Source organism: Leclercia sp. LTM14, from assembly GCF_023736175.1.
Classification (GTDB): domain Bacteria; phylum Pseudomonadota; class Gammaproteobacteria; order Enterobacterales; family Enterobacteriaceae; genus Enterobacter; species Enterobacter barmai.
Genome location: NZ_JAIKTT010000004.1, coordinates 49,648 through 73,070, shown reverse-complemented (window position 1 = coordinate 73,070; position 23,423 = coordinate 49,648). Strand labels below are relative to the sequence as shown.

17 protein-coding genes are annotated in these 23,423 nt (G+C 55.4%); 7 read left to right on the top strand and 10 right to left on the bottom strand.

Annotated elements, in window-relative coordinates; translation table 11 throughout:
- Positions 1 to 115: 115 nt before the first annotated feature.
- From holC to K5I40_RS11075, 4 genes are all read left to right on the top strand, one after another.
- Positions 116 to 559 carry a DNA polymerase III subunit chi gene (gene holC / locus K5I40_RS11090; protein WP_039031618.1) on the top strand — a complete coding sequence of 148 codons (444 nt, stop codon included), beginning with the start codon at positions 116 to 118 and terminating at the stop codon, positions 557 to 559.
- Positions 559 to 3,414 (top strand): valine--tRNA ligase, encoded by a 2,856-nt coding sequence (locus tag K5I40_RS11085; RefSeq protein ID WP_039031617.1) that lies wholly within the window; start codon positions 559 to 561, stop codon positions 3,412 to 3,414. The genes holC and K5I40_RS11085 overlap by 1 nt, the downstream gene beginning before the upstream one ends.
- 11 nt (positions 3,415 to 3,425) lie before the next feature.
- The gene (locus K5I40_RS11080; RefSeq protein WP_039031834.1) at positions 3,426 to 3,929 is read left to right on the top strand and encodes a GNAT family N-acetyltransferase; all 504 of its coding nucleotides are present in this window, start codon (positions 3,426 to 3,428) and stop codon (positions 3,927 to 3,929) included.
- Positions 3,930 to 4,012: 83 nt separating this feature from the next.
- A complete protein-coding gene (locus K5I40_RS11075) occupies positions 4,013 to 5,032 on the top strand; it encodes an NAD(P)-dependent alcohol dehydrogenase (protein ID WP_039031616.1) in 1,020 nt (339 codons plus the stop codon).
- An 89-nt stretch (positions 5,033 to 5,121) separates the two neighbouring features.
- Here the strand turns inward: K5I40_RS11075 and K5I40_RS11070 are convergent, their stop codons facing one another.
- The gene (locus K5I40_RS11070; RefSeq protein WP_223074544.1) at positions 5,122 to 6,759 is read right to left on the bottom strand and encodes a dihydroxyacetone kinase subunit DhaK; all 1,638 of its coding nucleotides are present in this window, start codon (positions 6,757 to 6,759) and stop codon (positions 5,122 to 5,124) included.
- Positions 6,760 to 6,896: 137 nt separating this feature from the next.
- Between K5I40_RS11070 and K5I40_RS11065 the strand changes: the two genes are divergently transcribed.
- The gene (locus K5I40_RS11065; protein WP_223074543.1) at positions 6,897 to 8,399 is read left to right on the top strand and encodes a helicase HerA-like C-terminal domain-containing protein; all 1,503 of its coding nucleotides are present in this window, start codon (positions 6,897 to 6,899) and stop codon (positions 8,397 to 8,399) included.
- On the opposite strand, the gene K5I40_RS11060 is transcribed toward K5I40_RS11065, so the two are convergent.
- Positions 8,376 to 9,320, bottom strand: coding sequence for a TIGR01212 family radical SAM protein (locus K5I40_RS11060; RefSeq protein ID WP_223074542.1), 945 nt, complete (start codon positions 9,318 to 9,320; stop codon positions 8,376 to 8,378). The two genes, K5I40_RS11065 and K5I40_RS11060, sit on opposite strands and share 24 nt — an antisense overlap.
- Positions 9,321 to 10,001: 681 nt before the next feature.
- Between K5I40_RS11060 and gltB the strand changes: the two genes are divergently transcribed.
- Complete coding sequence (gene gltB / locus K5I40_RS11055) at positions 10,002 to 14,462, top strand: glutamate synthase large subunit (RefSeq protein ID WP_223074541.1); 4,461 nt, start codon at positions 10,002 to 10,004, stop codon at positions 14,460 to 14,462.
- A gap of 9 nt (positions 14,463 to 14,471) precedes the next feature.
- Positions 14,472 to 15,890 carry a glutamate synthase small subunit gene (locus tag K5I40_RS11050; protein ID WP_039031611.1) on the top strand — a complete coding sequence of 473 codons (1,419 nt, stop codon included), beginning with the start codon at positions 14,472 to 14,474 and terminating at the stop codon, positions 15,888 to 15,890.
- A 41-nt stretch (positions 15,891 to 15,931) separates the two neighbouring features.
- On the opposite strand, the gene K5I40_RS11045 is transcribed toward K5I40_RS11050, so the two are convergent.
- From K5I40_RS11045 to rpsI, 8 genes are all read right to left on the bottom strand, one after another.
- Positions 15,932 to 16,615: a DUF1120 domain-containing protein gene (locus tag K5I40_RS11045; RefSeq protein ID WP_251929709.1), complete on the bottom strand. Its 684-nt coding sequence runs from the start codon at positions 16,613 to 16,615 to the stop codon at positions 15,932 to 15,934.
- 14 nt (positions 16,616 to 16,629) lie between these two features.
- Positions 16,630 to 17,148 (bottom strand): hypothetical protein, encoded by a 519-nt coding sequence (locus K5I40_RS11040; protein ID WP_251929710.1) that lies wholly within the window; start codon positions 17,146 to 17,148, stop codon positions 16,630 to 16,632.
- Positions 17,149 to 17,155: 7 nt separating this feature from the next.
- The gene (locus tag K5I40_RS11035; RefSeq protein ID WP_223074539.1) at positions 17,156 to 19,534 is read right to left on the bottom strand and encodes a fimbrial biogenesis usher protein; all 2,379 of its coding nucleotides are present in this window, start codon (positions 19,532 to 19,534) and stop codon (positions 17,156 to 17,158) included.
- Positions 19,535 to 19,554: 20 nt separating this feature from the next.
- Positions 19,555 to 20,226 carry a fimbria/pilus chaperone family protein gene (locus tag K5I40_RS11030; protein WP_039031608.1) on the bottom strand — a complete coding sequence of 224 codons (672 nt, stop codon included), beginning with the start codon at positions 20,224 to 20,226 and terminating at the stop codon, positions 19,555 to 19,557.
- A 168-nt stretch (positions 20,227 to 20,394) separates the two neighbouring features.
- A complete protein-coding gene (locus K5I40_RS11025; protein WP_039031607.1) occupies positions 20,395 to 21,105 on the bottom strand; it encodes a DUF1120 domain-containing protein in 711 nt (236 codons plus the stop codon).
- A gap of 465 nt (positions 21,106 to 21,570) precedes the next feature.
- The gene (sspB, locus tag K5I40_RS11020) at positions 21,571 to 22,062 is read right to left on the bottom strand and encodes a ClpXP protease specificity-enhancing factor (protein WP_039031832.1); all 492 of its coding nucleotides are present in this window, start codon (positions 22,060 to 22,062) and stop codon (positions 21,571 to 21,573) included.
- Positions 22,063 to 22,067: 5 nt separating this feature from the next.
- Positions 22,068 to 22,706: a stringent starvation protein SspA gene (sspA, locus tag K5I40_RS11015; RefSeq protein ID WP_039031606.1), complete on the bottom strand. Its 639-nt coding sequence runs from the start codon at positions 22,704 to 22,706 to the stop codon at positions 22,068 to 22,070.
- A gap of 311 nt (positions 22,707 to 23,017) precedes the next feature.
- On the bottom strand, positions 23,018 to 23,410 hold the full coding sequence (gene rpsI, locus K5I40_RS11010) for a 30S ribosomal protein S9 (RefSeq protein WP_003025138.1): 393 nt from the start codon (positions 23,408 to 23,410) through the stop codon (positions 23,018 to 23,020).
- Positions 23,411 to 23,423 lie beyond the last annotated feature (13 nt).

Sequence of the window (23,423 nt, the reverse complement as noted above, 5' to 3'; positions counted from 1 at the left end):
TCTGATGCCCGGTGGCGCTACGCTTACCGGGCCTACGGAAAGATGCCGTTTGTAGGCCGGGTAAGCGCAGCGCCACCCGGTTTTGCATTTAAATCCACAACAAGAAACCCCATATATGAAAAACGCAACGTTCTATCTTCTGGACAATGACACTCAACAGGATGGCTTAAGCGCCGTTGAACAGCTGGTGTGTGAAATTGCCGCAGAACGTTGGCGCGCGGGTCTTCGCGTGCTGATTGCCTGCGAAGATGAGCAGCAGGCCATCCGTCTGGACGAAGCGCTGTGGGCCCGACCGGCGGAAAGTTTTGTTCCGCATAATCTGGCGGGAGAAGGACCGCGCGGCGGTGCTCCGGTGGAGATCGCCTGGCCGCAAAAGCGTAACAGCAGCCCACGCGATATTCTGATTAGCCTGCGTACCGGCTTTGCAGATTTTGCCACCGCTTTCACAGAAGTGGTAGACTTTGTCCCTTACGAAGACTCCTTAAAACAACTGGCGCGCGAACGCTATAAAGCGTATCGCCTGGCTGGTTTTAACCTGAATACGGCAACCTGGAAATAATGGAAAAGACATACAACCCACGCGATATCGAACAGCCGCTTTACGAGCACTGGGAACAGCAGGGCTATTTCAAGCCTAACGGCGATGAAAGCAAAGAGTCCTTCTGCATCATGATCCCGCCGCCGAACGTCACCGGCAGTTTGCATATGGGGCATGCCTTCCAGCAGACCATCATGGACACCATGATCCGTTACCAGCGCATGCAGGGCAAAAACACCCTGTGGCAGGCCGGTACTGACCACGCGGGTATCGCTACCCAGATGGTGGTTGAGCGTAAGATTGCCGCTGAAGAAGGTAAAACCCGTCACGACTACGGCCGCGACGCCTTTATCGACAAAATCTGGCAGTGGAAAGCAGAATCTGGCGGCACCATTACCCGTCAGATGCGCCGCCTCGGCAACTCCGTGGACTGGGAGCGCGAGCGCTTCACCATGGACGAAGGTCTTTCCAACGCCGTTAAAGAAGTCTTCGTCCGTCTGTATAAAGAAGACCTGATTTACCGTGGCAAGCGCCTGGTAAACTGGGACCCAAAACTGCGCACCGCTATTTCTGACCTGGAAGTGGAAAACCGCGAGTCTAAAGGCTCCATGTGGCATATCCGCTATCCGCTGGCCGACGGCGAGAAAACCGCAGACGGTAAAGATTACCTGGTTGTCGCCACCACCCGTCCGGAAACCCTGCTGGGCGATACCGGGGTGGCCGTTAACCCGGAAGATCCGCGTTACAAAGATCTGATTGGCAAATTTGTGGTTCTGCCGCTGGTGAACCGCCGTATTCCGATTGTGGGCGACGAACACGCCGACATGGAAAAAGGCACCGGCTGCGTGAAGATCACCCCGGCACACGACTTCAACGACTACGAAGTAGGTCGTCGCCACGCCCTGCCAATGATCAACATCCTGACCTTTGACGGCGATATCCGTGAAAGCGCAGAGGTCTACGACACCAAAGGCGAAGAGTCTGACGTTTACTCAAGCGATATCCCGGCAGAGTTCCAGAAGCTGGAGCGTTTTGCCGCGCGTAAAGCGGTCGTTGCCGCTGTCGACGCCCTGGGCCTGCTCGAAGAGATCAAACCGCACGATCTGACCGTCCCTTATGGCGACCGTGGCGGCGTGGTGATCGAGCCGATGCTGACCGACCAGTGGTACGTTCGTGCCGACGTGCTGGCGAAACCTGCGGTGGAAGCCGTCGAAAACGGCGACATCCAGTTCGTACCAAAACAGTACGAAAACATGTACTTCTCCTGGATGCGCGATATTCAGGACTGGTGTATCTCCCGTCAGCTGTGGTGGGGTCACCGTATCCCGGCATGGTATGACAACGAAGGCAACGTCTACGTTGGCCGTACGGAAGACGAAGTGCGTCAGGAAAACAACCTGAGCGCCGACGTTGCCCTGCGCCAGGACGAAGACGTGCTGGACACCTGGTTCTCCTCCGCGCTGTGGACCTTCTCCACCCTCGGCTGGCCGGAAAACACCGACGCGCTGCGTCAGTTCCACCCAACCAGCGTGATGGTGTCCGGCTTCGACATTATCTTCTTCTGGATCGCCCGCATGATCATGATGACCATGCACTTCATCAAAGATGAAAACGGCAAGCCGCAGGTTCCGTTCCATACCGTCTACATGACCGGTCTGATCCGTGACGACGAAGGCCAGAAGATGTCCAAGTCCAAGGGTAACGTTATTGACCCGCTGGACATGGTTGACGGTATCTCCCTGGAAGAGCTGCTGGAGAAACGTACCGGCAACATGATGCAGCCGCAGCTGGCTGAGAAGATCCGCAAGCGCACCGAGAAGCAGTTCCCGGACGGCATCGAGCCGCACGGCACCGACGCCCTGCGTTTCACCCTGGCGGCGCTGGCTTCAACCGGTCGCGACATCAACTGGGACATGAAACGTCTGGAAGGTTACCGCAACTTCTGTAACAAGCTGTGGAACGCCAGCCGCTTCGTACTGATGAACACCGAAGATCAGGATTGCGGCTTTAACGGCGGCGAAATGACCCTGTCCCTGGCAGACCGCTGGATCCTGGCTGAATTCAACCAGACCACCAAAGCGTTCCGCGAGGCGCTGGATAACTACCGCTTCGATATCGCGGCAGGCATCCTGTACGAATTCACCTGGAACCAGTTCTGCGACTGGTACCTGGAGCTGACCAAGCCGGTCATGAACGGCGGTACTGAAGCGGAGCTGCGCGGCACGCGTAATACGCTGATCACCGTTCTGGAAGGTCTGCTGCGCCTGGCGCACCCGATCATCCCGTTCATCACCGAAACCATCTGGCAGCGCGTGAAGGTCATCGCTGGCATCAACGCTGACACCATCATGCTGCAGCCGTTCCCGGCATTCGACGCCGCGCAGATTGACGAAGCTGCTGCATCCGATACCGAGTGGCTGAAGCAGGCGATTATCGCCGTGCGTAACATCCGTGCCGAAATGAACATCGCGCCGGGCAAACCGCTGGAACTGCTGCTGCGCGGTTGCAGCGAAGCGGCACAGCGTCGCGTGAACGAAAACAGCACCTTCCTGCAGACCATGGCGCGTCTGGAGAGCATCACCGTGCTGCCTGCTGATGATAAAGGTCCGGTATCCGTGACCAAAATCATCGACGGCGCCGAGCTGCTGATCCCGATGGCTGGTCTGATCGACAAAGATGCTGAGCTGGCACGTCTGGCGAAAGAAGTGGCTAAAGTTGACGATGAGATTGGCCGCATCGAAAACAAACTGTCCAACGAAGGCTTTGTTGCCCGCGCGCCAGAAGCGGTGATCGCCAAAGAGCGTGAAAAGCTGACCGGTTACGCGGAAGCGAAAGCGAAGCTGATTGAGCAGCAGGCCATTATTAGTGCGTTGTAATGAGTGAAGCAATGCGTGTAAATGCTCCTGTAACGGCGCACCTGCGCCGTATCACCGCCACGGATAACCCGGCCATTGCCGGCGTTATCCGCCGGGTATCAGCCGAATACGGCCTCACGGCCGATAAAGGTTATACCGTTGCGGATCCCAATCTCGACGAACTGTACGCTCTGTACAGCCAGCCGGGGCATGCCTATTGGGTTGTAGAGCAGAACGGGCAGGTTGTGGGTGGCGGTGGCGTTGCACCGCTCGCCTGCAGCGAGCCGGACATCTGCGAACTGCAAAAAATGTATTTCCTTCCCGTCGTCCGCGGACAAGGCTTAGCGAAGAAACTGGCGCTACAGGCGCTGGATCACGCCCGTGCTCAGGGCTTTAAGCGCTGCTACCTTGAAACCACCGCCTTCCTGACCGAAGCCATCAGGCTGTATGAGCATCTCGGCTTTGAGCACATCGACCAGCCGCTGGGCTGTACCGGCCACGTCGATTGCGAAGTGCGGATGCTGAAAACGCTGTAATTCCCCTTCCCGCCCCCTTCTGTTAAGCGGCTGTAAACTGAATGCTCTACACTCTCAGTTCAACACCACGAGGGGGAATACTGATGTCAAAGATAAAAAGCTACGCCGCACCGCAGGCGGGTGCAGAGCTTGAGCTGTACGAATACGATGCGGGCGAGCTGCTAGCAGAAGACGTCGAAGTGCAGGTGGATTACTGCGGGATTTGCCATTCCGACCTGTCAATGATCGATAACGAATGGGGCTTCTCACAATATCCGTTGATTGCCGGTCACGAAGTTATCGGCCGCGTGGTTGCCCTGGGCGATGCCGCGCAGGATAAAGGCCTGAAGATAGGTCAGCGCGTGGGCATCGGCTGGACCGCTCGTAGCTGCGGTCACTGCGACGCCTGTATCAGCGGCAACCAGATCAACTGTCTGGAAGGTTCAACGCCAACCATTCTGAATAAAGGCGGTTTCGCCGATAAACTGCGCGCCGACTGGCAGTGGGTCATTCCTCTCCCTGAGCAGATGGATATTGAATCCGCCGGTCCGCTGCTGTGCGGCGGGATCACCGTCTTTAAACCGCTGCTGATGCACCATATCACCGCCACCAGCCGTGTGGGCGTGATTGGTATCGGTGGTCTGGGCCATATTGCCATCAAGCTGCTGCATGCGATGGGCTGTGAAGTCACCGCGTTTAGTTCAAACCCTGCCAAAGAGAAAGAAGTGCTGGCGATGGGTGCGGATAAAGTGGTGAACAGCCGCGATCCTGAAGCACTGAACGCACTGGCGGGGCAATTCGATCTGATCATCAACACGGTAAACGTCGATCTCGACTGGCAGCCCTATTTTGAAGCGCTGGCTTACGGCGGCAACTTCCATACCGTGGGTGCCGTGATGAAGCCGCTGCCGGTCCCTGCCTTTACGCTGATTGGCGGCGATCGCAGCATCTCTGGTTCCGCCACGGGTACACCGTACGAACTGCGCAAACTGATGAAGTTTGCCGGACGCACCGGTGTCGCCCCGACCATCGAGACGTACCCGATGTCGAAAATCAACGAAGCCATTCAACACGTTCGTGACGGCAAGGCCCGTTACCGCGTGGTATTGAAAGCAGATTTTTAAGCCGTTATTGCCCGGTGGCGGCTGCGCCTTACCGGGCCTACGCGTGCTTTGTAGGCCCGGTAAGCGTAGCGCCACCGGGCGTTTCTCCACTACCGCACTAACGCGCCAAACACCTCTGCAACCGCCACCGCGCCCGGATCGGTCACCCCAGCCAGATTCTCTTTATTGACGTACGATGAACGCCCTGCTCCGGCTTTTTGCATACTGGCTGTCGCTTGTTCACCCTTTTTCGCGGCCTCTGACGCGGCCTGGATACCCCCTCTTTGCAACGCTTCCAGCGCCGGCTGGAGGGCATCGATCAGGGTACGATCCCCCAGATCGGCCCCGCCATAGTGTTTCATTTGCGCAAGCCCGGTCAGCAAGGCATCCGGCAACGGCTTGCCGCTACGCAGCGCCTGCCCGGCAGCGGTAAAGAAGATCGACATTAATACGCCGCTCGACCCGCCCATTACCGTCGCCAGCCGTTCGCCCACCACCAGCAACAGCTGCGGCAGATCGTTCAGCGGCAGGCGATCCTCCTCCAGCCATTGCGCAATATCCCGCGCCCCTTGCGCAAAGGTCGAACCGGTATCGCCATCCCCGACTTTCGCATCCAGGGCGTTAAGGCGGTTTTCAAGGGCGATTAACCGCTCCGTCACCGCAGCGACGTGCTGCGCAACCTGCGCATTTGCCGACGGGGTAAATTCCACGCTGTCATGTAGCGGGGTATGCTTCAGCGTACGCAGCGGCGCAAAGGCCACGGGCTTTTGCCAGCCCAGCGTCTCTACCGGCGCGTTGAGCGCCTGCTCAAACGTCTTGTTCAGCTTCAGCAGGGATAACGAAAAACCTTTCATGTCCAGCGAGCTCACCAGCGGCGCCGGACCAATCAGATACGCAATCCGATCCTTCAGGGCGGAATGCGCCAGTTCTTTGGTCAGCAGCGCCATCTCCAGGGCCGACACGCCGCCAAGGTTATTGATGAGCACCGCCAGCCGTCCCTCGCCCGCCAGCGCCAGCAACGGTTGCACCAGGGTATCGATAATCTCCCTGCTGTTTTGCGTATACACCACCGATGCCCCGGGCTCGCCGTGGATACCCAACCCCAGCTCAACATGGCCTTTTTTGATGCGCCCCTCTTCATCGTCGCTGCCCGGCAGGTTGCAGGTCTGCATCGCCACACCCAGGCTCCAGAGGTTGTCGCAGGCCTCGCGTGCCATATCGCGCACCTCGTTTAACGACTTACCCTGTTCGGCGGCATATCCGGCGACCTTATGTACCAGCGCGGTTCCGGCGATGCCGCGCGGCTGCTTGTTATCCGGCAGGGCGATATCATCGGCCACGATCACCATCTCCACTTTGAGCCCGTAGCGCTTGGCTTTTTCTGCCGCGAGGCCAAAGTTGAGACGATCCCCGGTGTAGTTTTTGACAATCAGCAGACAGCCACGATCCCCCGTCACCGCCACAATGGCGCTGAGCACCGCCTCAACGCTCGGTGAGGCGAACAGATCGCCGCAGACGGCTGCGGTCAGCATCCCTTTACCAATAAAACCCGCATGGGCCGGTTCATGGCCGGAGCCACCGCCGGAAATGACCGCGACGCGACTTTTATCCCAGTCGGCACGCACCACCACGCGGATAGCCGGATCGATATCCAGCCTGGCGAGATTGCCGTGTGGAGCGGAGATCAGCATACCTTCAATGGCATCATTGACCAGCTGTTTGCGGTCGTTAAAGAAGAATCTGGACATAGCTTTCCAATATGTTGTTTACCGTATGCAAAAGCATAGCCCGCGTTGCGTAATGCGCTGCAAAGTAAGAAATTGACACATTCAATTTGCCGTCAGGTTGCCTATACTCCACGCAGGATCCCACGAGGAAATGCATCATGAGTACACCCCTGCTGATTGCCCGCACGCCGGATACTGAGCTGTTTTTACTGCCCGCGATGGCGAACCGTCATGGCCTAATCACAGGCGCAACGGGTACGGGTAAAACGGTGACGTTGCAAAAGCTGGCCGAGTCATTTTCGAACACTGGCGTGCCGGTGTTTATGGCTGACGTAAAAGGCGATCTCAGCGGCGTAGCCCGGGAGGGGGTCGCATCGGATAAATTACTCGAACGGCTGAAAAACATCGGCGTCACCGACTGGCAGCCGCAAAGCAATCCGGTGGTGTTGTGGGATATTTTCGGCGAGAAGGGGCATCCGGTGCGGGCGACCGTTTCCGATCTCGGCCCGCTGCTGCTGGCGCGTCTGCTCGATCTGAACGAGGTGCAGTCTGGCGTGCTGAACATTATCTTCCGCATTGCCGACGACCAGGGGCTGCTGCTGCTCGATTTCAAAGACTTACGGGCCATTACGCAGTACATCGGCGATAACGCCAAAGCCTTCCAGACGCAGTACGGCAATATCAGCTCCGCCTCCATTGGCGCCATCCAGCGTGGATTACTCTCCCTTGAGCAGCAGGGAGCCGAACACTTCTTTGGCGAGCCGATGCTGGATATCAAGGACTGGATGCGTACCGACAGTAGCGGTAAAGGCATCATCAACATCCTGAGTGCGGAAAAGCTCTACCAGATGCCGAAGCTCTACGCGGCCAGCCTGCTGTGGATGCTCTCTGAGCTCTTTGAACAGCTGCCGGAAGCAGGCGATCTGGAAAAACCGAAGCTGGTCTTCTTCTTTGACGAAGCCCATCTCCTGTTCAGCGATGCGCCGCAGGTGCTGCTGGATAAGATCGAACAGGTGATCCGCCTGATCCGCTCTAAAGGCGTGGGCGTCTGGTTCGTTTCGCAAAACCCGGCTGATATTCCCGACAACGTGCTGGGCCAACTGGGTAATCGCGTCCAGCATGCCCTGCGCGCCTTTACGCCTAAAGATCAGAAGGCCGTGAAAGCCGCGGCCCAGACCATGCGCGCCAATCCGGCGTTTGATACCGAAGCGGCCATTCAGGCGCTGGGCACCGGCGAGGCGCTGATCTCTTTTCTCGATGCCAAAGGCAGTCCATCCATGGTCGAGCGCGCGATGGTCATTGCGCCCAACTCCAGAATGGGGCCAGTCAGCGACGACGAGCGTAACGGGCTGATCAACCACTCTCCGGTCTACGGTAAGTACGAAGATGAGGTGGACCGGGAGTCGGCGTTTGAGATGCTGCAGAAAGGGGTGCAGGCCACCACGGAACAGCAGCAGGCGCCTGCCGCTAAAGGCCAGACCGTGGCGGTCGATGACGGCATCCTCGGCGGCTTAAAAGACATTCTGTTTGGCAGCACCGGGCCGCGCGGCGGTAAACGCGACGGCGTGGTGCAAACCATGGCGAAAAGCGCGGCGCGTCAGGTGACGAATCAGATTATACGCGGTGTGCTGGGCAGCTTATTGGGCGGACGCCGCCGGTAACGTCGGCCCCCAGGGTGTACCCAGCGCCGAGCCCTGCACACCCTGCTCATTCAGATAGCGGTCCAGCTCCACCATCCCCGTCCAGCGGTTCTCGCACCACAGCGGTGCCAGCAGCGTTGGACGGCGGGCGCTGGCAGAGATGCGGTGATACACCACCTCCGGCGGCGTGTGGCGAATCATCTCCCCGGCGGTGAGGACATACTCATCCAGTTCAATGCCGTTCAGTCGCCCGGCCTCCCACGCTTTCGCCATAATACTGCCCGTGACGATATGCAGCGGGTGCAGCTTGATGCCATCCACCCCGGTCTCGACTACCTTATTCAGGGTTTCCAGGGCGTGATGCTGCCCTTCTCCCGGCAGGCCGACGATAAGATGGGTACAGACTTTCAGCCCGCGCTCCCGCGCCAGCCGGGTTGTGCGTTGATAGCAGGCAAAATCGTGTCCACGGTTGATGCGATGCAGAGTTTTATCGTGCGCGGTCTGCAATCCCAGCTCCAGCCAGATCTCATATCCCTGCTCTTTATACTCGCTGAGCAGATCGAGTACCGCCTCGGGCACGCAGTCCGGGCGCGTGCCGACGCAGAGCCCGACAATATTCGCCTGGCTCACCGCCTGCTGATACATCGAGCGCAGCACCTGCACTTCAGCCCAGGTGCTGGTATAAGCCTGGAAATAGGCCAGATACTGCTTCGCACGGTTCACCCGCGTGGACTGATGAGCAAGCTGGGCGGCAATGGACTGATGCTGCTGCGCTTCGTCAGCAAAGGAGGCTACATTACAGAAGGTGCAGCCGCCGCGTCCGATAGTGCCGTCGCGATTCGGGCAGCTAAACCCCCCGTGGAGCGACAGCTTATGGACCTTTTGCCCGTACCGGCGTGAAAGATCCCCACCAAACATATTGACTAATTTCTGTAACTGCATAATCTGTTAGACCGCCCCGTAGAAAGGGGACAAGCCTGCCATTTTTAACCGCCGTCGGCGATGACCTGGATCAATCGCCACGGTGCGCTTTTATCCTTTGCATAAATAACCAAGATAATTGCAATTTCATTCATCGCCTGCTTAATTACTTTTCCTTATGTTCTGATGGTTTTTTTCATTTATATCGTCCGCGCTAAAAAACAGTGACATCATGCGGGTTATTCCCATGCGGCGGCATTATATCCTGCTTAAATCGCACTATTTAGCATGCTACAGCGATAATACCGCTTTCATATAGTGAGTCAGATCACACTACCCCAAAGCCCACAGCAAGGTTACAGGGATGTGAAAGAGGTTAAATATCCATACAAATCAAATCACTAACCTTTCTTTAGCACATTTTTGTATAAATAAGATTGCCATTTGACCTGTGTACCGATTCCCGATAAGTTGGAAATCCGCTGGAAGCTTTCTGGATGAGCAGCCTGCTCATCATATTTATGCAGTAATTGAGATTCCCTCTGAAGCAAGTCCTCAAACTTGTTTACCTGCGCGAAAAGGATATTAAGAGGGCGAATGCGAGGTACGCGTATGAAACGCAAACCCCGTCGCCATGCTCTTTCTGTGCCTGTGCGCCACGGTTCAGTGGGAAGCCCGACGAGCCTGGGGAGGTTCACTGATATGTTGTACGATAAATCCCTTGAGAAGGATAACTGTGGTTTCGGCCTGATCGCCCACATAGAAGGCGAACCTAGCCACAAGGTAGTGCGTACCGCTATACACGCACTGGCCCGTATGCAGCACCGTGGCGCTATCCTCGCGGATGGTAAAACCGGCGACGGTTGCGGTCTGCTGCTGCAAAAACCGGATCGTTTCTTCCGCATCGTGGCGGAAGAGCGCGGCTGGCGTTTAGCTAAAAACTACGCCGTCGGCATGCTGTTCCTGAATCAGGACGCTGAAAAAGCAGCCGTATCACGCCGCATCGTCGAAGAAGAACTTCAACGCGAAACCCTGTCTATTGTCGGCTGGCGCGATGTGCCAACCAACGAAGGGGTCCTCGGTGAAATCGCCCTCTCCTCGCTGCCTCGTATCGAGCAAATCTTTGTCAACGCGCCTGCGGGCTGGCGTCCGCGTGATATGGAACGCCGCCTGTTCATCGCCCGCCGCCGCATTGAAAAACGCCTGCAGGACGATAAAGAGTTCTACGTTTGTAGCCTCTCGAACCTGGTGAACATCTATAAAGGTCTGTGTATGCCGGCTGACCTGCCGCGCTTCTACCTGGACCTGGCGGACCTGCGTCTGGAATCGGCCATTTGCCTGTTCCACCAGCGCTTCTCCACCAACACCGTACCACGCTGGCCGCTGGCGCAGCCGTTCCGCTACCTGGCGCACAACGGCGAAATCAATACCATTACCGGTAACCGCCAGTGGGCACGCGCCCGTACCTATAAATTCCAGACCCCGCTGATCCCGGATCTGCACGATGCCGCGCCGTTCGTGAACGAAACCGGCTCTGACTCCAGCTCCATGGATAACATGCTGGAACTGCTGCTTGCCGGCGGGATGGATATCGTCCGCGCCATGCGTCTGCTCGTTCCGCCAGCCTGGCAGAACAACCCGGATATGGATCCGGAGCTGCGTTCCTTCTTCGACTTTAACTCCATGCACATGGAGCCGTGGGATGGCCCGGCCGGTATCGTCATGTCCGACGGCCGCTTTGCCGCCTGTAACCTGGACCGTAACGGCCTGCGCCCTGCGCGCTACGTCATCACTAAAGACAAGCTGATTACCTGTGCCTCTGAAGTGGGTATCTGGGATTACCAGCCTGACGAAGTGGTGGAAAAAGGCCGCGTTGGGCCTGGCGAGCTGATGGTTATCGATACCCGTGTCGGTCGCATTCTGCACTCTGCGGAAACCGATAACGATCTGAAGAGCCGTCATCCGTATAAAGAGTGGATGGAGAAAAACGTCCGCCGTCTGGTGCCGTTCGAAGATCTGTCGGATCAGGACGTGGGCAGCCGCGAGCTGGATGATGATACTCTTGCCAGCTACCAGAAACAGTTTAACTACAGCGCGGAAGAGCTGGACTCCGTTATCCGCGTGCTCGGTGAAAACGGCCAGGAAGCGGTCGGCTCCATGGGCGACGACACCCCATTCGCCGTGCTCTCCAGCCAGCCGCGTATCATTTACGACTACTTCCGTCAGCAGTTTGCGCAGGTTACCAACCCGCCAATCGATCCGCTGCGTGAAGCACACGTGATGTCGCTGGCCACCAGCATCGGCCGTGAGATGAACGTCTTCTGCGAAGCCGAAGGCCAGGCCCACCGTCTGACCTTTAAATCGCCGATTCTGCTCTACTCCGATTTCACCCAGCTGACCACCATGAAAGAGGAACACTATCGCGCCGACACGCTCGATATTACCTTTGACGTGACCGAAGCGAGCCTCGAAGAGACGGTGAAAGCGCTGTGTGATAAGGCCGAACAGATGGTGCGTAACGGTACCGTCCTGCTGGTCCTCTCCGACCGTAACATTGCGAAGAACCGCCTGCCGGTTCCGGCGCCAATGGCGGTGGGTGCAATCCAGACTCGCCTGGTGGACAAGAGCCTGCGCTGCGACGCCAACATCATTGTTGAGACCGCAAGCGCCCGCGATCCGCACCACTTTGCCGTGCTGCTTGGCTTTGGCGCGACGGCGATCTACCCGTACCTTGCCTACGAAACGCTGGCAAAACTGGTCGACACCAACGCCATCGAAAAAGACTACCGTACCGTGATGCTGAACTACCGTAACGGCATCAACAAAGGTCTGTACAAGATCATGTCCAAAATGGGCATCTCGACCATCGCCTCTTACCGCTGCTCGAAGCTGTTCGAAGCCGTGGGCCTGCATGATGACGTCGCGGATCTGTGCTTCCAGGGCGTGATCAGCCGTATCGGCGGAGCGGACTTCAGCGACTTCCAGCAGGATCTGCTGAACCTCTCCAAACGTGCCTGGCTGGCGCGTAAGCCGCTGGATCAGGGCGGACAGCTGAAGTACGTGCACGGCGGCGAATACCACGCCTATAACCCGGACGTGGTGCGCACCCTGCAGCAGGCCGTTCAGAGCGGCGAGTACAGCGATTATCAACAGTATGCTGAGCTGGTAAACAACCGTCCGGCGGCCACGCTGCGTGATTTGCTGGCGCTGAACCCGGGTGATACCGCCGTCAGCATCAACGACGTTGAACCAGCAACCGAGCTGTTCAAGCGCTTTGATACCGCCGCGATGTCTATCGGCGCGTTAAGTCCGGAAGCCCACGAGGCGCTGGCAGAAGCGATGAACAGCATCGGCGGGAACTCTAACTCCGGCGAAGGCGGTGAAGATCCGGCGCGCTACGGCACCAATAAAGTGTCGCGCATTAAGCAGGTTGCTTCCGGTCGCTTCGGTGTGACGCCTGCCTACCTGGTCAACGCTGACGTAATTCAGATTAAAGTCGCTCAGGGTGCAAAACCGGGCGAAGGCGGTCAGCTGCCGGGTGACAAAGTGACCCCGTACATCGCCAAACTGCGCTACTCGGTACCGGGCGTGACGCTGATCTCCCCGCCGCCGCACCACGATATCTACTCTATCGAGGATCTGGCGCAGCTGATTTTCGACCTGAAACAGGTCAACCCGAAAGCGATGATCTCCGTGAAGCTGGTTTCCGAGCCGGGCGTGGGCACTATCGCCACCGGCGTGGCGAAAGCCTATGCCGACCTGATTACCATCGCCGGTTACGACGGTGGTACTGGCGCAAGCCCGCTCTCCTCCGTGAAATATGCGGGATGTCCGTGGGAGCTGGGTCTGGTTGAAACCCAGCAGGCCCTGGTGGCTAACGGTCTGCGTCACAAGATCCGCCTGCAGGTGGACGGTGGCCTGAAAACCGGCCTCGACATCATTAAAGCGGCGATTCTGGGTGCAGAGAGCTTCGGTTTCGGTACCGGTCCGATGGTCGCGCTGGGCTGTAAATACCTGCGTATTTGCCACCTGAACAACTGCGCAACCGGTGTTGCGACCCAGGACGAGAAGCTGCGTAAGAACCACTACCACGGCCTGCCGTTCAAAGTGACTAACTACTTTGACTTCATCGCCCGCGAAACCCGCGAGCTGATGGCGCAGCTGGGCGTGACGCGTCTGGTGGATCTGATTGGCCGTACCGACCTGCTGAAAGAGCTGGACGGGTTCACCGCCAAACAGCAGAACCTGAAGCTGTCCCGTCTGCTGGAAACGGCTGAGCCTAAGGCAGGCAAAGCGGTGTACTGCACCGAGAACAACCCGCCGTTCGACAATGGCGTGCTGAACGCTCAACTGTTGCAGCAGGCGAAGTCGTTTGTGGATGAAAAGCAGAGCAAAACCTTCTGGTTTGATATTCGCAACACCGACCGTTCCGTGGGCGCAAGCCTCTCGGGTTATATCGCACAGACGCACGGCGACCAGGGTCTGGCTGCCGATCCGATTACCGCGCACTTCAGCGGCACCGCGGGCCAGAGCTTCGGCGTCTGGAACGCAGGCGGCGTTGAGCTCTACCTGACCGGCGATGCCAACGACTACGTCGGCAAAGGCATGGCGGGCGGTCTGCTGGCGGTACGTCCTCCGGTGGGTTCAGCCTTCCGCAGCTGTGATGCCAGCATCATCGGCAACACCTGTCTGTACGGTGCAACCGGTGGTCGTCTGTTCGCCGCAGGTCGTGCGGGCGAGCGTTTCGCGGTGCGTAACTCCGGTGCTATCACCGTGGTTGAAGGCATCGGCGATAACGGCTGTGAATACATGACCGGCGGGATTATCTGCGTACTGGGTAAAACCGGCGTTAACTTCGGTGCGGGTATGACCGGTGGTTTCGCCTATGTCCTGGACGAAAGCGGTGACTTCCGTAAACGCGTGAACCCGGAGCTGGTGGAAGTGCTGGATGTTGAAAGCCTGGCGATCCACGAGGAGCACCTGCGTGGGTTGATTACCGAGCACGTACATCATACCGGTTCCGTGCGTGGCGAAGAGATCCTGGCGAACTGGCCGGCGTTCTCTGCGAAATTCGCGCTGGTTAAACCGAAGTCCAGCGATGTTAAAGCCCTGTTGGGTCACCGTAGTCGTAGCGCAGCAGAGCTGCGTGTGCAGGCGCAGTAAGGAATTCAGATGAGCCAGAATGTTTACCAGTTTATCGACTTGCAGCGCGTTGATCCGCCGAAGAAACCGCTGAAGATCCGTAAAATTGAATTTGTTGAAATCTACGAGCCGTTTTCCGAAGGCCAGGCCAAAGCACAGGCAGACCGCTGCCTGTCCTGCGGTAACCCGTACTGCGAGTGGAAATGTCCGGTCCATAACTACATCCCGAACTGGCTAAAGCTGGCCAACGAAGGGCGTATTTTTGAGGCAGCCGAGCTGTCTCACCAGACCAACACCCTGCCGGAAGTGTGCGGCCGCGTGTGTCCTCAGGACCGTCTTTGTGAAGGCTCCTGCACCCTGAACGACGAGTTCGGTGCGGTGACTATCGGCAATATCGAACGCTACATCAACGATAAAGCGTTCGAGATGGGCTGGCGCCCGGATATGACCGGCGTGCGTCAGACCGACAAACGCGTGGCGATTATCGGTGCCGGTCCGGCGGGCCTGGCCTGTGCCGACGTGCTGACCCGCAACGGCGTGAAAGCCGTGGTGTTTGACCGTCACCCGGAGATCGGCGGTCTGCTCACCTTCGGCATCCCGGCCTTCAAGCTGGAAAAAGAGGTGATGACCCGCCGCCGTGAAATCTTCACCGGCATGGGCATTGAGTTCAAACTCAACACCGAAGTGGGCCGTGACGTACAGCTCGACGATCTGCTGAAAGATTACGACTCGGTATTCCTGGGCGTGGGCACCTATCAGTCGATGCGCGGTGGGCTGGAAAACGAAGACGCGTCGGGCGTATATGACGCGCTGCCGTTCCTGATTGCCAATACCAAGCAGATGATGGGCTACGGCGAAACTGCTGATGAGCCATACGTCAGCATGGAAGGCAAACGCGTGGTGGTTCTGGGCGGTGGTGATACCGCGATGGACTGCGTGCGTACCTCCATTCGTCAGAATGCCACGCACGTTATCTGTGCCTATCGTCGTGACGAAGAGAACATGCCGGGCTCCAAACGCGAAGTGAAAAACGCGCGTGAAGAGGGCGTGGAGTTCCAGTTCAACATCCAGCCTCTGGGTATTGAAGTGAATGCCAACGGTAAAGTCAGCGGCGTGAAGATGGCGCGTACCGAGATGGGTGCGCCGGATGCGAAAGGCCGTCGTCGCGCGGAAATCGTTGCCGGTTCCGAGTATGTGATCCCAGCCGATGCGGTGGTGATGGCGTTTGGTTTCCGTCCACACAGCATGGAGTGGCTGGCGAAACACAGCGTTGAGCTGGATTCTCAGGGCCGCATCATTGCCCCGGAAGGCAGCGATAACGCCTTCCAGACCAGCAACCCGAAAATCTTCGCCGGTGGCGATATCGTTCGCGGTTCAGACCTGGTAGTTACCGCCATTGCCGAAGGCCGTAAAGCGGCTGAGGGCATCATGAACTTCCTGGAAGTGTAATAAATCAGGGCTCGGCGAGCGCAGGCCCGCCGAGCGTCCTATCACAAATAGACGATGCTGATCACTGCTTCGCCGTCCAGCTTAATCACCTGACTGCTGTTCAATTTGTTCGCCAATGTAACACTCACCTGCAGCGGAAGGCTGACGGTGCTGATGGGCTGTGGGCTCAGCATACCTTTCTGCACAAAGGTGTAAAAATAGTCCTGACTTGTTGGCAGGGGCAATAACGCGCTTTTTGCCCACGGCCCCGCCTGGTTTGCCGAACCCGCAATATCAACCAACACGCTTTTGTCGCCATCCGTTGCGGTCACGCCTGCCGCATTGATTTGTACGGCATAACTTCCAATCGCTTTTTTCTCCGCCGTCAACCCGAGTCCAAAAAGCCGCGCCGGCTCGCTGACGTACTGTCCGCCATTAATCTGAAACCGCGCTCCCGCGTGGCCATTTTCATCCTCGCCAGATACTACCGACGCTGCACGCGTGTCCCGGGCAGTAATGGCTATTGCTGTAGAGGATTCGCAGGTGACCGATAACGTTATATCTCGCGTGCCAAGCTGGGAAAAAGTAGCAGTAGAGATACTTCCTGTAGTGCGGCTACCGAAATCAACGACGCCGTTATTGCTCAGGGTCGGGGTGCAGGCCGCGGCATCAGCCGTGACCTCAAAGTCGACGCTGACGGTATCATTTGCCGCCGCAGAGGCGGCCATCAGGACTGTCACCAGCACGCATATTCGTCGCATCATCGCACATCCATTTTTATCTTCAGGTTACCGCGCCAGATAGTTCTTTCAACAATCGCGCCGGGTTTGATGGCAGAACGGACGGTAAAAGTTACCGTAGCCGTTTTCCCGTAGGTCTCGCTGCCGTCCATGAAAGCGAGCCCCTGATGCGGTAAAATCGCCAGGTTCTCGCTGTCGCTGGAGTGCGGCAGGACATCTGCCAGATTGACCGGCGCAAGACGGACAGGTTTGTCATCAACCAAGGCATGCGAAGCGACTATCTGCATCTCACCGTCGGCACCGAGTGCAAACGTCCCGTTTTGTACACGATCGCTCCCCGGAAACAGCCGTATACGCTGCGGTTCGCTGCATACCACCCGCACCTGGAATTGTTTTTCCGGCAGTGAAAGCAATGGTCCTTTAACTTGCTGCCGCTCGGCGGGGCTCAGATTGCCCCAGCTCACCTTTTGCTGGCTGGCAAAAATCTGGCATTCAGCCCAGCCACGCCCCGATATGGCCAGCAGCGCAACCATCAGCACGATTTTTTCACAGGCAAACTCCTTTTGCCGTTTCGTAGAACACACCTGTTTCCACCACTTCCGGTAACGCCAGCTTAATGCGGCAGACGCCGGACTCCCCCTGGGCCAGGAGCACCTGACTTGAGTTGACGTTATTCAGGAAAACCACCCCCTCGTCTACGGATGTGGTGAGGTAGTTGCCGTCCTCGTCCGTAATGGCGAGGTTTTTAGGCAGTTTTTTACCATCAGCCATACTTATTTCCAGTAAGACGCGACGCTGGGTAACGGCAGTAAACTGGACTTTCCCCACAGAACCCCGGCCCTGCTTCAGCTGGTGCGTACCGTTGCCGATATCGACGTTTTTAGGCAACGTTTCGGTACTCACTTCAATACGGGAATTCCGCCAGGCGTTAAGCGCAGGCAATACGGCATATCCGCGCGAATCCGTCCAGACTGGCCCCTGAGGCGTATCAATTTTTACCCCTGAAAGCGGCTGTGCCAGTGAGGCAATCCCGAACGTTTCACGTACCGGTACAGGCGATAACGTAATGCCATCGCCGTGGGCCACAATCCCGCCCTGCAATGAGCCGGTATAGCTGCGCCGATCCTGCCCTGCCACGCTGCCGTTCAGCATCAACTGCGTATAGTGCAGATTGCTGCTGATGCTCGCGTTTACGCTCCTGTCGTGCGCATACCTGCCCTTATCAGTTCCCAGGGTATAAATAGTCTCGTCTCCAAGATTACCGGACATCGTTGAGCCATACCGGGTTTCACTATCTCCATGACGCACATAGGTATTCACGTGACTTTTACCCAGCGGAATACTGACGTTGAGATAGAACGAATCTTCTTTTTTCCCCTCGCCACTGCTGCCATTCAGCTGACGTTGCCAGTTAGCCGAGACATACGCAGAAAAAATCTTGTCGCCCCAGCCTGCCGTTACATAACCGGTTTTAGTGTCATCCTGGCGACTTTTCGTCTCATAGAAACTGCTGCTGAAAGTTCCCCAGCCTGGACTGCTCCACTGGAGTCCAACTGAATATTCCAGCTTTTTCGTCGCGGTGTAGTTTCGATCAATAAACTGCGAGAACTCGCGATAGCCAGAGGTGTAGTAAGCCGATGACGCCGTAATGCTTAAGCCGGACGCCATCGTCATGCTGGCCTCAGCGCGGTAGCTCTGCCCATGCAGCGCAAGCTTGCGATCGTATGATTGATTCGCCTTCAGACCCAGCGATAGCGGCGTCAGGGGGGCTGCATCAATACTTGCCCCCACCGCCTGAAAATCACTGGCGACAATCGCACCGACATTGATATTGCTGCCCGACAGTAAACGCCAGCCGTTTGACGCGCTGACTACCAAAGGTTTGTCATCATAATTGTCGCTGACGCGTCCCAACGATAAAAAGAACCCAGCCGGGTTGCCCATCCGCTGAAGATAAAGCGTGGAAGGAACCGCATAGCTATGCTTATTACCGTCATTTTCGATAACCGTGACGTTCAGATCGCTGGTGTAATTGCGCAGTGAAATATCTGTTAAGGTAAACGGCCCAACGGGAACCAGAGTGGAATGAATCAGGATCCCCTGCTGGCGAACCTCGACTCTCGCCTGGCTGGTATTGGCTATGCCGCTGACCTTTATTCTCCCTTCTGGTGCTTCCAGCGCATCTTCTGGCGTAAATGTCATGCCATATAAACCAACCCCTTCAAGCAGCGCGTTGTTCATATTTACTTCTCCCGCCATGGCGGTAGTGCGTAAACCTACGAAAGTACGCTGCAAATAGGTTTGCCCATTTTCACTGTTAAACTGCCCCTGAGAATGGCTTAAGAGCTGCTGGCTACGTAATAACCAACCGGCGAAATTCACACCGCCGTCAAGCTGCATCTGAGAATAGGTCGCACTGTCACCACTATATTCGCTGCGTGAACTCATCGCCGAATAATTCAATACACCAGCGGAACCGTCAGTAATAAATTCAGCTGCTGATAAACTTTGGTGGGCAATGTTATCAGCTGACACTACTAACTCAACCAATTCCCTGCCCGGCACAGGATTGAGTACCGTCTCTGGAAAGTGCTTAAGATAGTCATAACATCCCTCTGTATAATCAGCAGGAAGACGTAAACCCGCCAGCTCAATAAACGACTTACTGAAGCAGAGTTCGCCGTCCTGATTAAAAGAGGCAATGATATTGCCTTTATTTTCCCCGTTAACAATAACTGTTATAGAAATTTCACCGGGCATAAACCGTGCCTTTTGGGCAAAATAACCGGATATCCCAGGATCAATACCTAAGGATTTTAATGTTTCACTATCAAACTCAATCGGAGAGGGATCTGTATCAGAGGCATATCCTTGCCTCGATAATATCAAACTGAGCGCACACACGAGCAGCGTTCTTTTAAACATCCTTGTCTTCCCTGAACGACTTACTGTAACGGTGCTATATATCGTTCACCTTTGTATCCATAGCGACTGGCCGGATAAAATTCCACTTTAGTATCCGATTTATTGGGCAGCGCCAGCGTCATACTGGTGTGAGGCAATAAATAGGTGTTTTTCAATGAGCCTTGCTTGCCAGAGGGCAAAGAGGTAAAAGAGGCCGTCATCCGGACCACATAACTCGATGGGTTACTTACCACTAAGTCGTTACCGCGTTTGTTCCACTTGAGGTGTTTCCATGGTTCAAGATCTTGCGCGAGTCCGGCAGGATGAATAATTACCGGCAGATCCTGACGCACAGTAACAGCCAGTCTCTGTTTATTTTTCTCTTTAGGGGGAATCCCCTCAAAAGTTACCCTTTTTAGCTCTTCATGCATTAGAGGCTTTGTCATCTGCAACATAAAGCGAACACGTTGCATCGCCCCTGCCTCTACCCGTACCACAGGTTGCGAGGCAATTAAACGCACCGTCTTGTCGCTTTCTGGCAAATCAACAATAGTGGTGTAAAGCAATGCTGGACCCGAATCGGTGTTTGTCACATTCATACTGGCTTCACCTTTTTCTGCGTCAACCAGCAATACGGACGTTTCAGGCAACATACCTGAGGCAAATACCTGTCCGGATAAAATAAGCAGTGAAAGAATAACGCTACGTTTCATAATGTTCTCATTAATAGTAATAATGAAAGAAAGTGTTAACTCCCAGAGGTTAAAATAATTACCACAATAAAATCATAAAAAATAAGAAGAAAATAAAATCATAGTATTTTAACTGGCATGCGACATTTTCCCTTTATGGATTATTTATCGCATGCCTTTAATTATATATTACAGATATACCAGGCTCAGCGTAGCGTTACCGTCGAAGTTAATTTCATCGAAGCCCAGGATATCGCTGGTCTGCACGCCAGCAGTAATTTTCATCGGTACAGACATTTCGGTAAACAGTACTGGCACAGCGGAGTCTGCTTTGCCCACAGACATGATACGAGCACCAGCGATGCGCTGGCGAACGGCAGTACTGGTAGCCCAGTTTGCGCCGTTATCATCAGTGTAGAACAGTTTTGCCGCCGCGCCATCAACAGTGGCGTTTACGCTATCAGCAGTAATGGTGTACACACCAATGTTCGCGTTGTTGGTTGCTTTACCCAGTCCAAAGCCAAACACAGATTCAACAGTATTGGTGTAGCCAGACACGGGATGAGGCAGGAATTTGTTTGCGGATAAGGTCACTACAGAGCTGGAACGGTTATCCGTAAATTTGACGCCCACTGATGCTGCCGCGTCACAGGTCACGTTCATAGTAATATCTTTGTCACCCAGCTGTACCAGGGTGTTACCGGATGTTGCGGTACGAATAGATGCTGCTGCGATAGAACCGAACGACACTTCACCGCTGTTGCTTAATGTCGGAGTACAAGCAGCCGGAACAACGCTACCAGAGACTTTCAACGTTACATCGTTAGCAGCATTTGCCTGAGCAGCGACCAGCAGAGCAGCACATACACCCAGCGCGGATAAATTAAGTTTAAAAGCCATTTTTAAATTTCCTTAACTTGATCAACCAACTTTCTAATTAGCTGGTTGTTTCCTTTTGAAATATTACGACTCACTATGGAGGGTATTATTAATAAACTATTTGTAATAAATAGTGTCGACAAGGTTACAGGATTTTCTCATAGAGAGTATTTATGATATCTAAACAAATTTTCAACCTTACCTAAAAACATATTTATAAAAAATAGATTGTGGGTGCAGAAATAATTGCACTCCAGGTTGGGGTTAGTTTTCAGGCTAAAAATCAAGAGAGTAATCGTGATGCAATTAAATTAAATATATCACACTGATAAAAGAACAGAAGGTTTAATAATCCATACAAATAGATTGCAGACTAATGATAATTAATAAAACTCTTTTTAAGCGACTGAATGGCTGCTTTCCTACAACTGTAGACAAGGGCAGCAGAAATAAAAAAGGGCCTTTCGGCCCTTTTGTTTACAAATTTTATTTCACAACGCGTAACGATGGACGCCCACCGCGCGGCGGCGGTGTATCGTCAGGGTCATCGTCGTGATCGGGTTTATCGCCGTCGATAATCGACATAACCGGTTCGCTTTCGCTCTCGGCTGCGCCATTTTCATCGTTGAGGCTGGAAACGTCTTCATCATAAGCCGCTTCCGGCTCAAACATGGTGCCCGCGCCGTTTTCACGCGCATAGATTGCCAGTACGGCAGCCAGCGGCACAGATACCTGACGCGGAACGCCGCCGAAGCGGGCATTGAAGCGCACTTCGTCGTTCGCCAGCTCAAGACCGCCCACCGCGCGCGGCGCGATGTTCAGCACAATTTGCCCGTCACGTGCGTATTCCATAGGAACCTGCACGCCCGGTAACGTCACATCCACTACCAGGTGCGGCGTGAGCTGGTTATCCAGCAGCCATTCATAGAAGGCACGCAGCAGATACGGACGGCGCGGAGACAGCTGTGACATTTCCACAATCATTAGCCCCGGCCGAGACGCATTTCACGTTCAGCTTCAGTCAGAGAAGCCAGGAAAGAGTCGCGTTCAAATACGCGCGTCATATAGCCTTTCAGCTCTTTCGCGCCCGGACCGCTGAACTCAACGCCCAGAATCGGCAGACGCCACAGCAGCGGAGCCAGGTAGCAGTCTACCAGGCTGAACTCGTCGCTCAGGAAGAATGGACGCTGACCGAACACCGGTGCGATGGCCAGCAGCTCTTCACGCAGCTGTTTACGCGCGGCATCGGCTTCTGAGGAGGAACCGTTAGCAATAACGTTCATCAGCGTATACCAGTCTTTCTCGATACGCTGCATGTACAGACGGCTTTCCCCACGCGCAACCGGGTAGACCGGCATCAGCGGCGGATGCGGGAAACGCTCATCCAGATATTCCATAATGATACGGGATTCCCACAGGGTCAGCTCACGATCCACCAGCGTTGGCACGCTCTGGCTTGGGTTGAGATCGATCAGATCCTGAGGCGGGTTATCCTTTTCCACATGCTCGATCTCAAAACTGACACCCTTCTCGGCCAGCACGATACGAACCTGATGGCTATAAATGTCAGTAGGACCAGAAAACAGCGTCATTACCGAACGTTTGTTGGCAGCGACAGCCATGAAAACCTCCAGGTATATTCAGAATTTTTACTGCTACCGGCCATACAGGCCAGCCAGATGTTTTACTGCCCATCCCAGGGAATTCTTAATCCTGTTCAAAAAGAGAACAAAAATCGAGCATTCACCGTTATTTGGACACAAAAGTGGATGATAGTTTACCAGATTTTGCGACCTTTGTGGTGAGGGGATTCTGGAAATGCGGAAAAAGAGGTCAGAAAGGAAGTCTGCAAGGGAAGGCGTTGCGCTTTCTCCATAAAAAAACCCGCCGAGGCGGGTTTTCGCAAATTGTTGTCTGCCGAAGCAGAAACCAATTAACGTTTGGAGAACTGTGGACGACGACGTGCTTTACGCAGACCGACTTTCTTACGTTCAACCTGACGAGCATCACGAGTAACGAAGCCAGCTTTACGCAGTTCGCCACGCAGGGACTCATCGTACTCCATCAGAGCGCGGGTGATACCGTGACGGATCGCACCAGCCTGACCAGAGATACCACCACCTTTAACAGTGATGTACAGATCCAGTTTCTCAACCATGTCGACCAGTTCCAGCGGCTGACGAACTACCATGCGGGCAGTTTCACGACCGAAGTACTGTTCCAGAGAACGTTGGTTGATAACGATTTTACCACTGCCCGGTTTGATGAACACGCGAGCGGCGGAGCTTTTGCGGCGACCAGTGCCGTAGTATTGATTTTCAGCCATTGCCTATAATCCC

Excerpts from the sequence above, each read along its gene's own strand:
- K5I40_RS11050 (WP_039031611.1), top strand. The coding sequence starts at position 14,472 with ATGAGCCAGAATGTTTACCAGTTTATCGACTTGCAGCGCGTTGATCCG.
- K5I40_RS11065 (WP_223074543.1), top strand. The coding sequence starts at position 6,897 with ATGAGTACACCCCTGCTGATTGCCCGCACGCCGGATACTGAGCTGTTT.
- K5I40_RS11035 (WP_223074539.1), bottom strand. The coding sequence starts at position 19,534 with ATGTTTAAAAGAACGCTGCTCGTGTGTGCGCTCAGTTTGATATTATCG.
- holC (WP_039031618.1), top strand. The coding sequence starts at position 116 with ATGAAAAACGCAACGTTCTATCTTCTGGACAATGACACTCAACAGGAT.
- K5I40_RS11070 (WP_223074544.1), bottom strand. The coding sequence starts at position 6,759 with ATGTCCAGATTCTTCTTTAACGACCGCAAACAGCTGGTCAATGATGCC.
- rpsI (WP_003025138.1), bottom strand. The coding sequence starts at position 23,410 with ATGGCTGAAAATCAATACTACGGCACTGGTCGCCGCAAAAGCTCCGCC.
- gltB (WP_223074541.1), top strand. The coding sequence starts at position 10,002 with ATGTTGTACGATAAATCCCTTGAGAAGGATAACTGTGGTTTCGGCCTG.
- K5I40_RS11085 (WP_039031617.1), top strand. The coding sequence starts at position 559 with ATGGAAAAGACATACAACCCACGCGATATCGAACAGCCGCTTTACGAG.
- K5I40_RS11075 (WP_039031616.1), top strand. The coding sequence starts at position 4,013 with ATGTCAAAGATAAAAAGCTACGCCGCACCGCAGGCGGGTGCAGAGCTT.
- K5I40_RS11060 (WP_223074542.1), bottom strand. The coding sequence starts at position 9,320 with ATGCAGTTACAGAAATTAGTCAATATGTTTGGTGGGGATCTTTCACGC.
- sspA (WP_039031606.1), bottom strand. The coding sequence starts at position 22,706 with ATGGCTGTCGCTGCCAACAAACGTTCGGTAATGACGCTGTTTTCTGGT.
- K5I40_RS11080 (WP_039031834.1), top strand. The coding sequence starts at position 3,426 with ATGCGTGTAAATGCTCCTGTAACGGCGCACCTGCGCCGTATCACCGCC.
- K5I40_RS11030 (WP_039031608.1), bottom strand. The coding sequence starts at position 20,226 with ATGAAACGTAGCGTTATTCTTTCACTGCTTATTTTATCCGGACAGGTA.
- K5I40_RS11025 (WP_039031607.1), bottom strand. The coding sequence starts at position 21,105 with ATGGCTTTTAAACTTAATTTATCCGCGCTGGGTGTATGTGCTGCTCTG.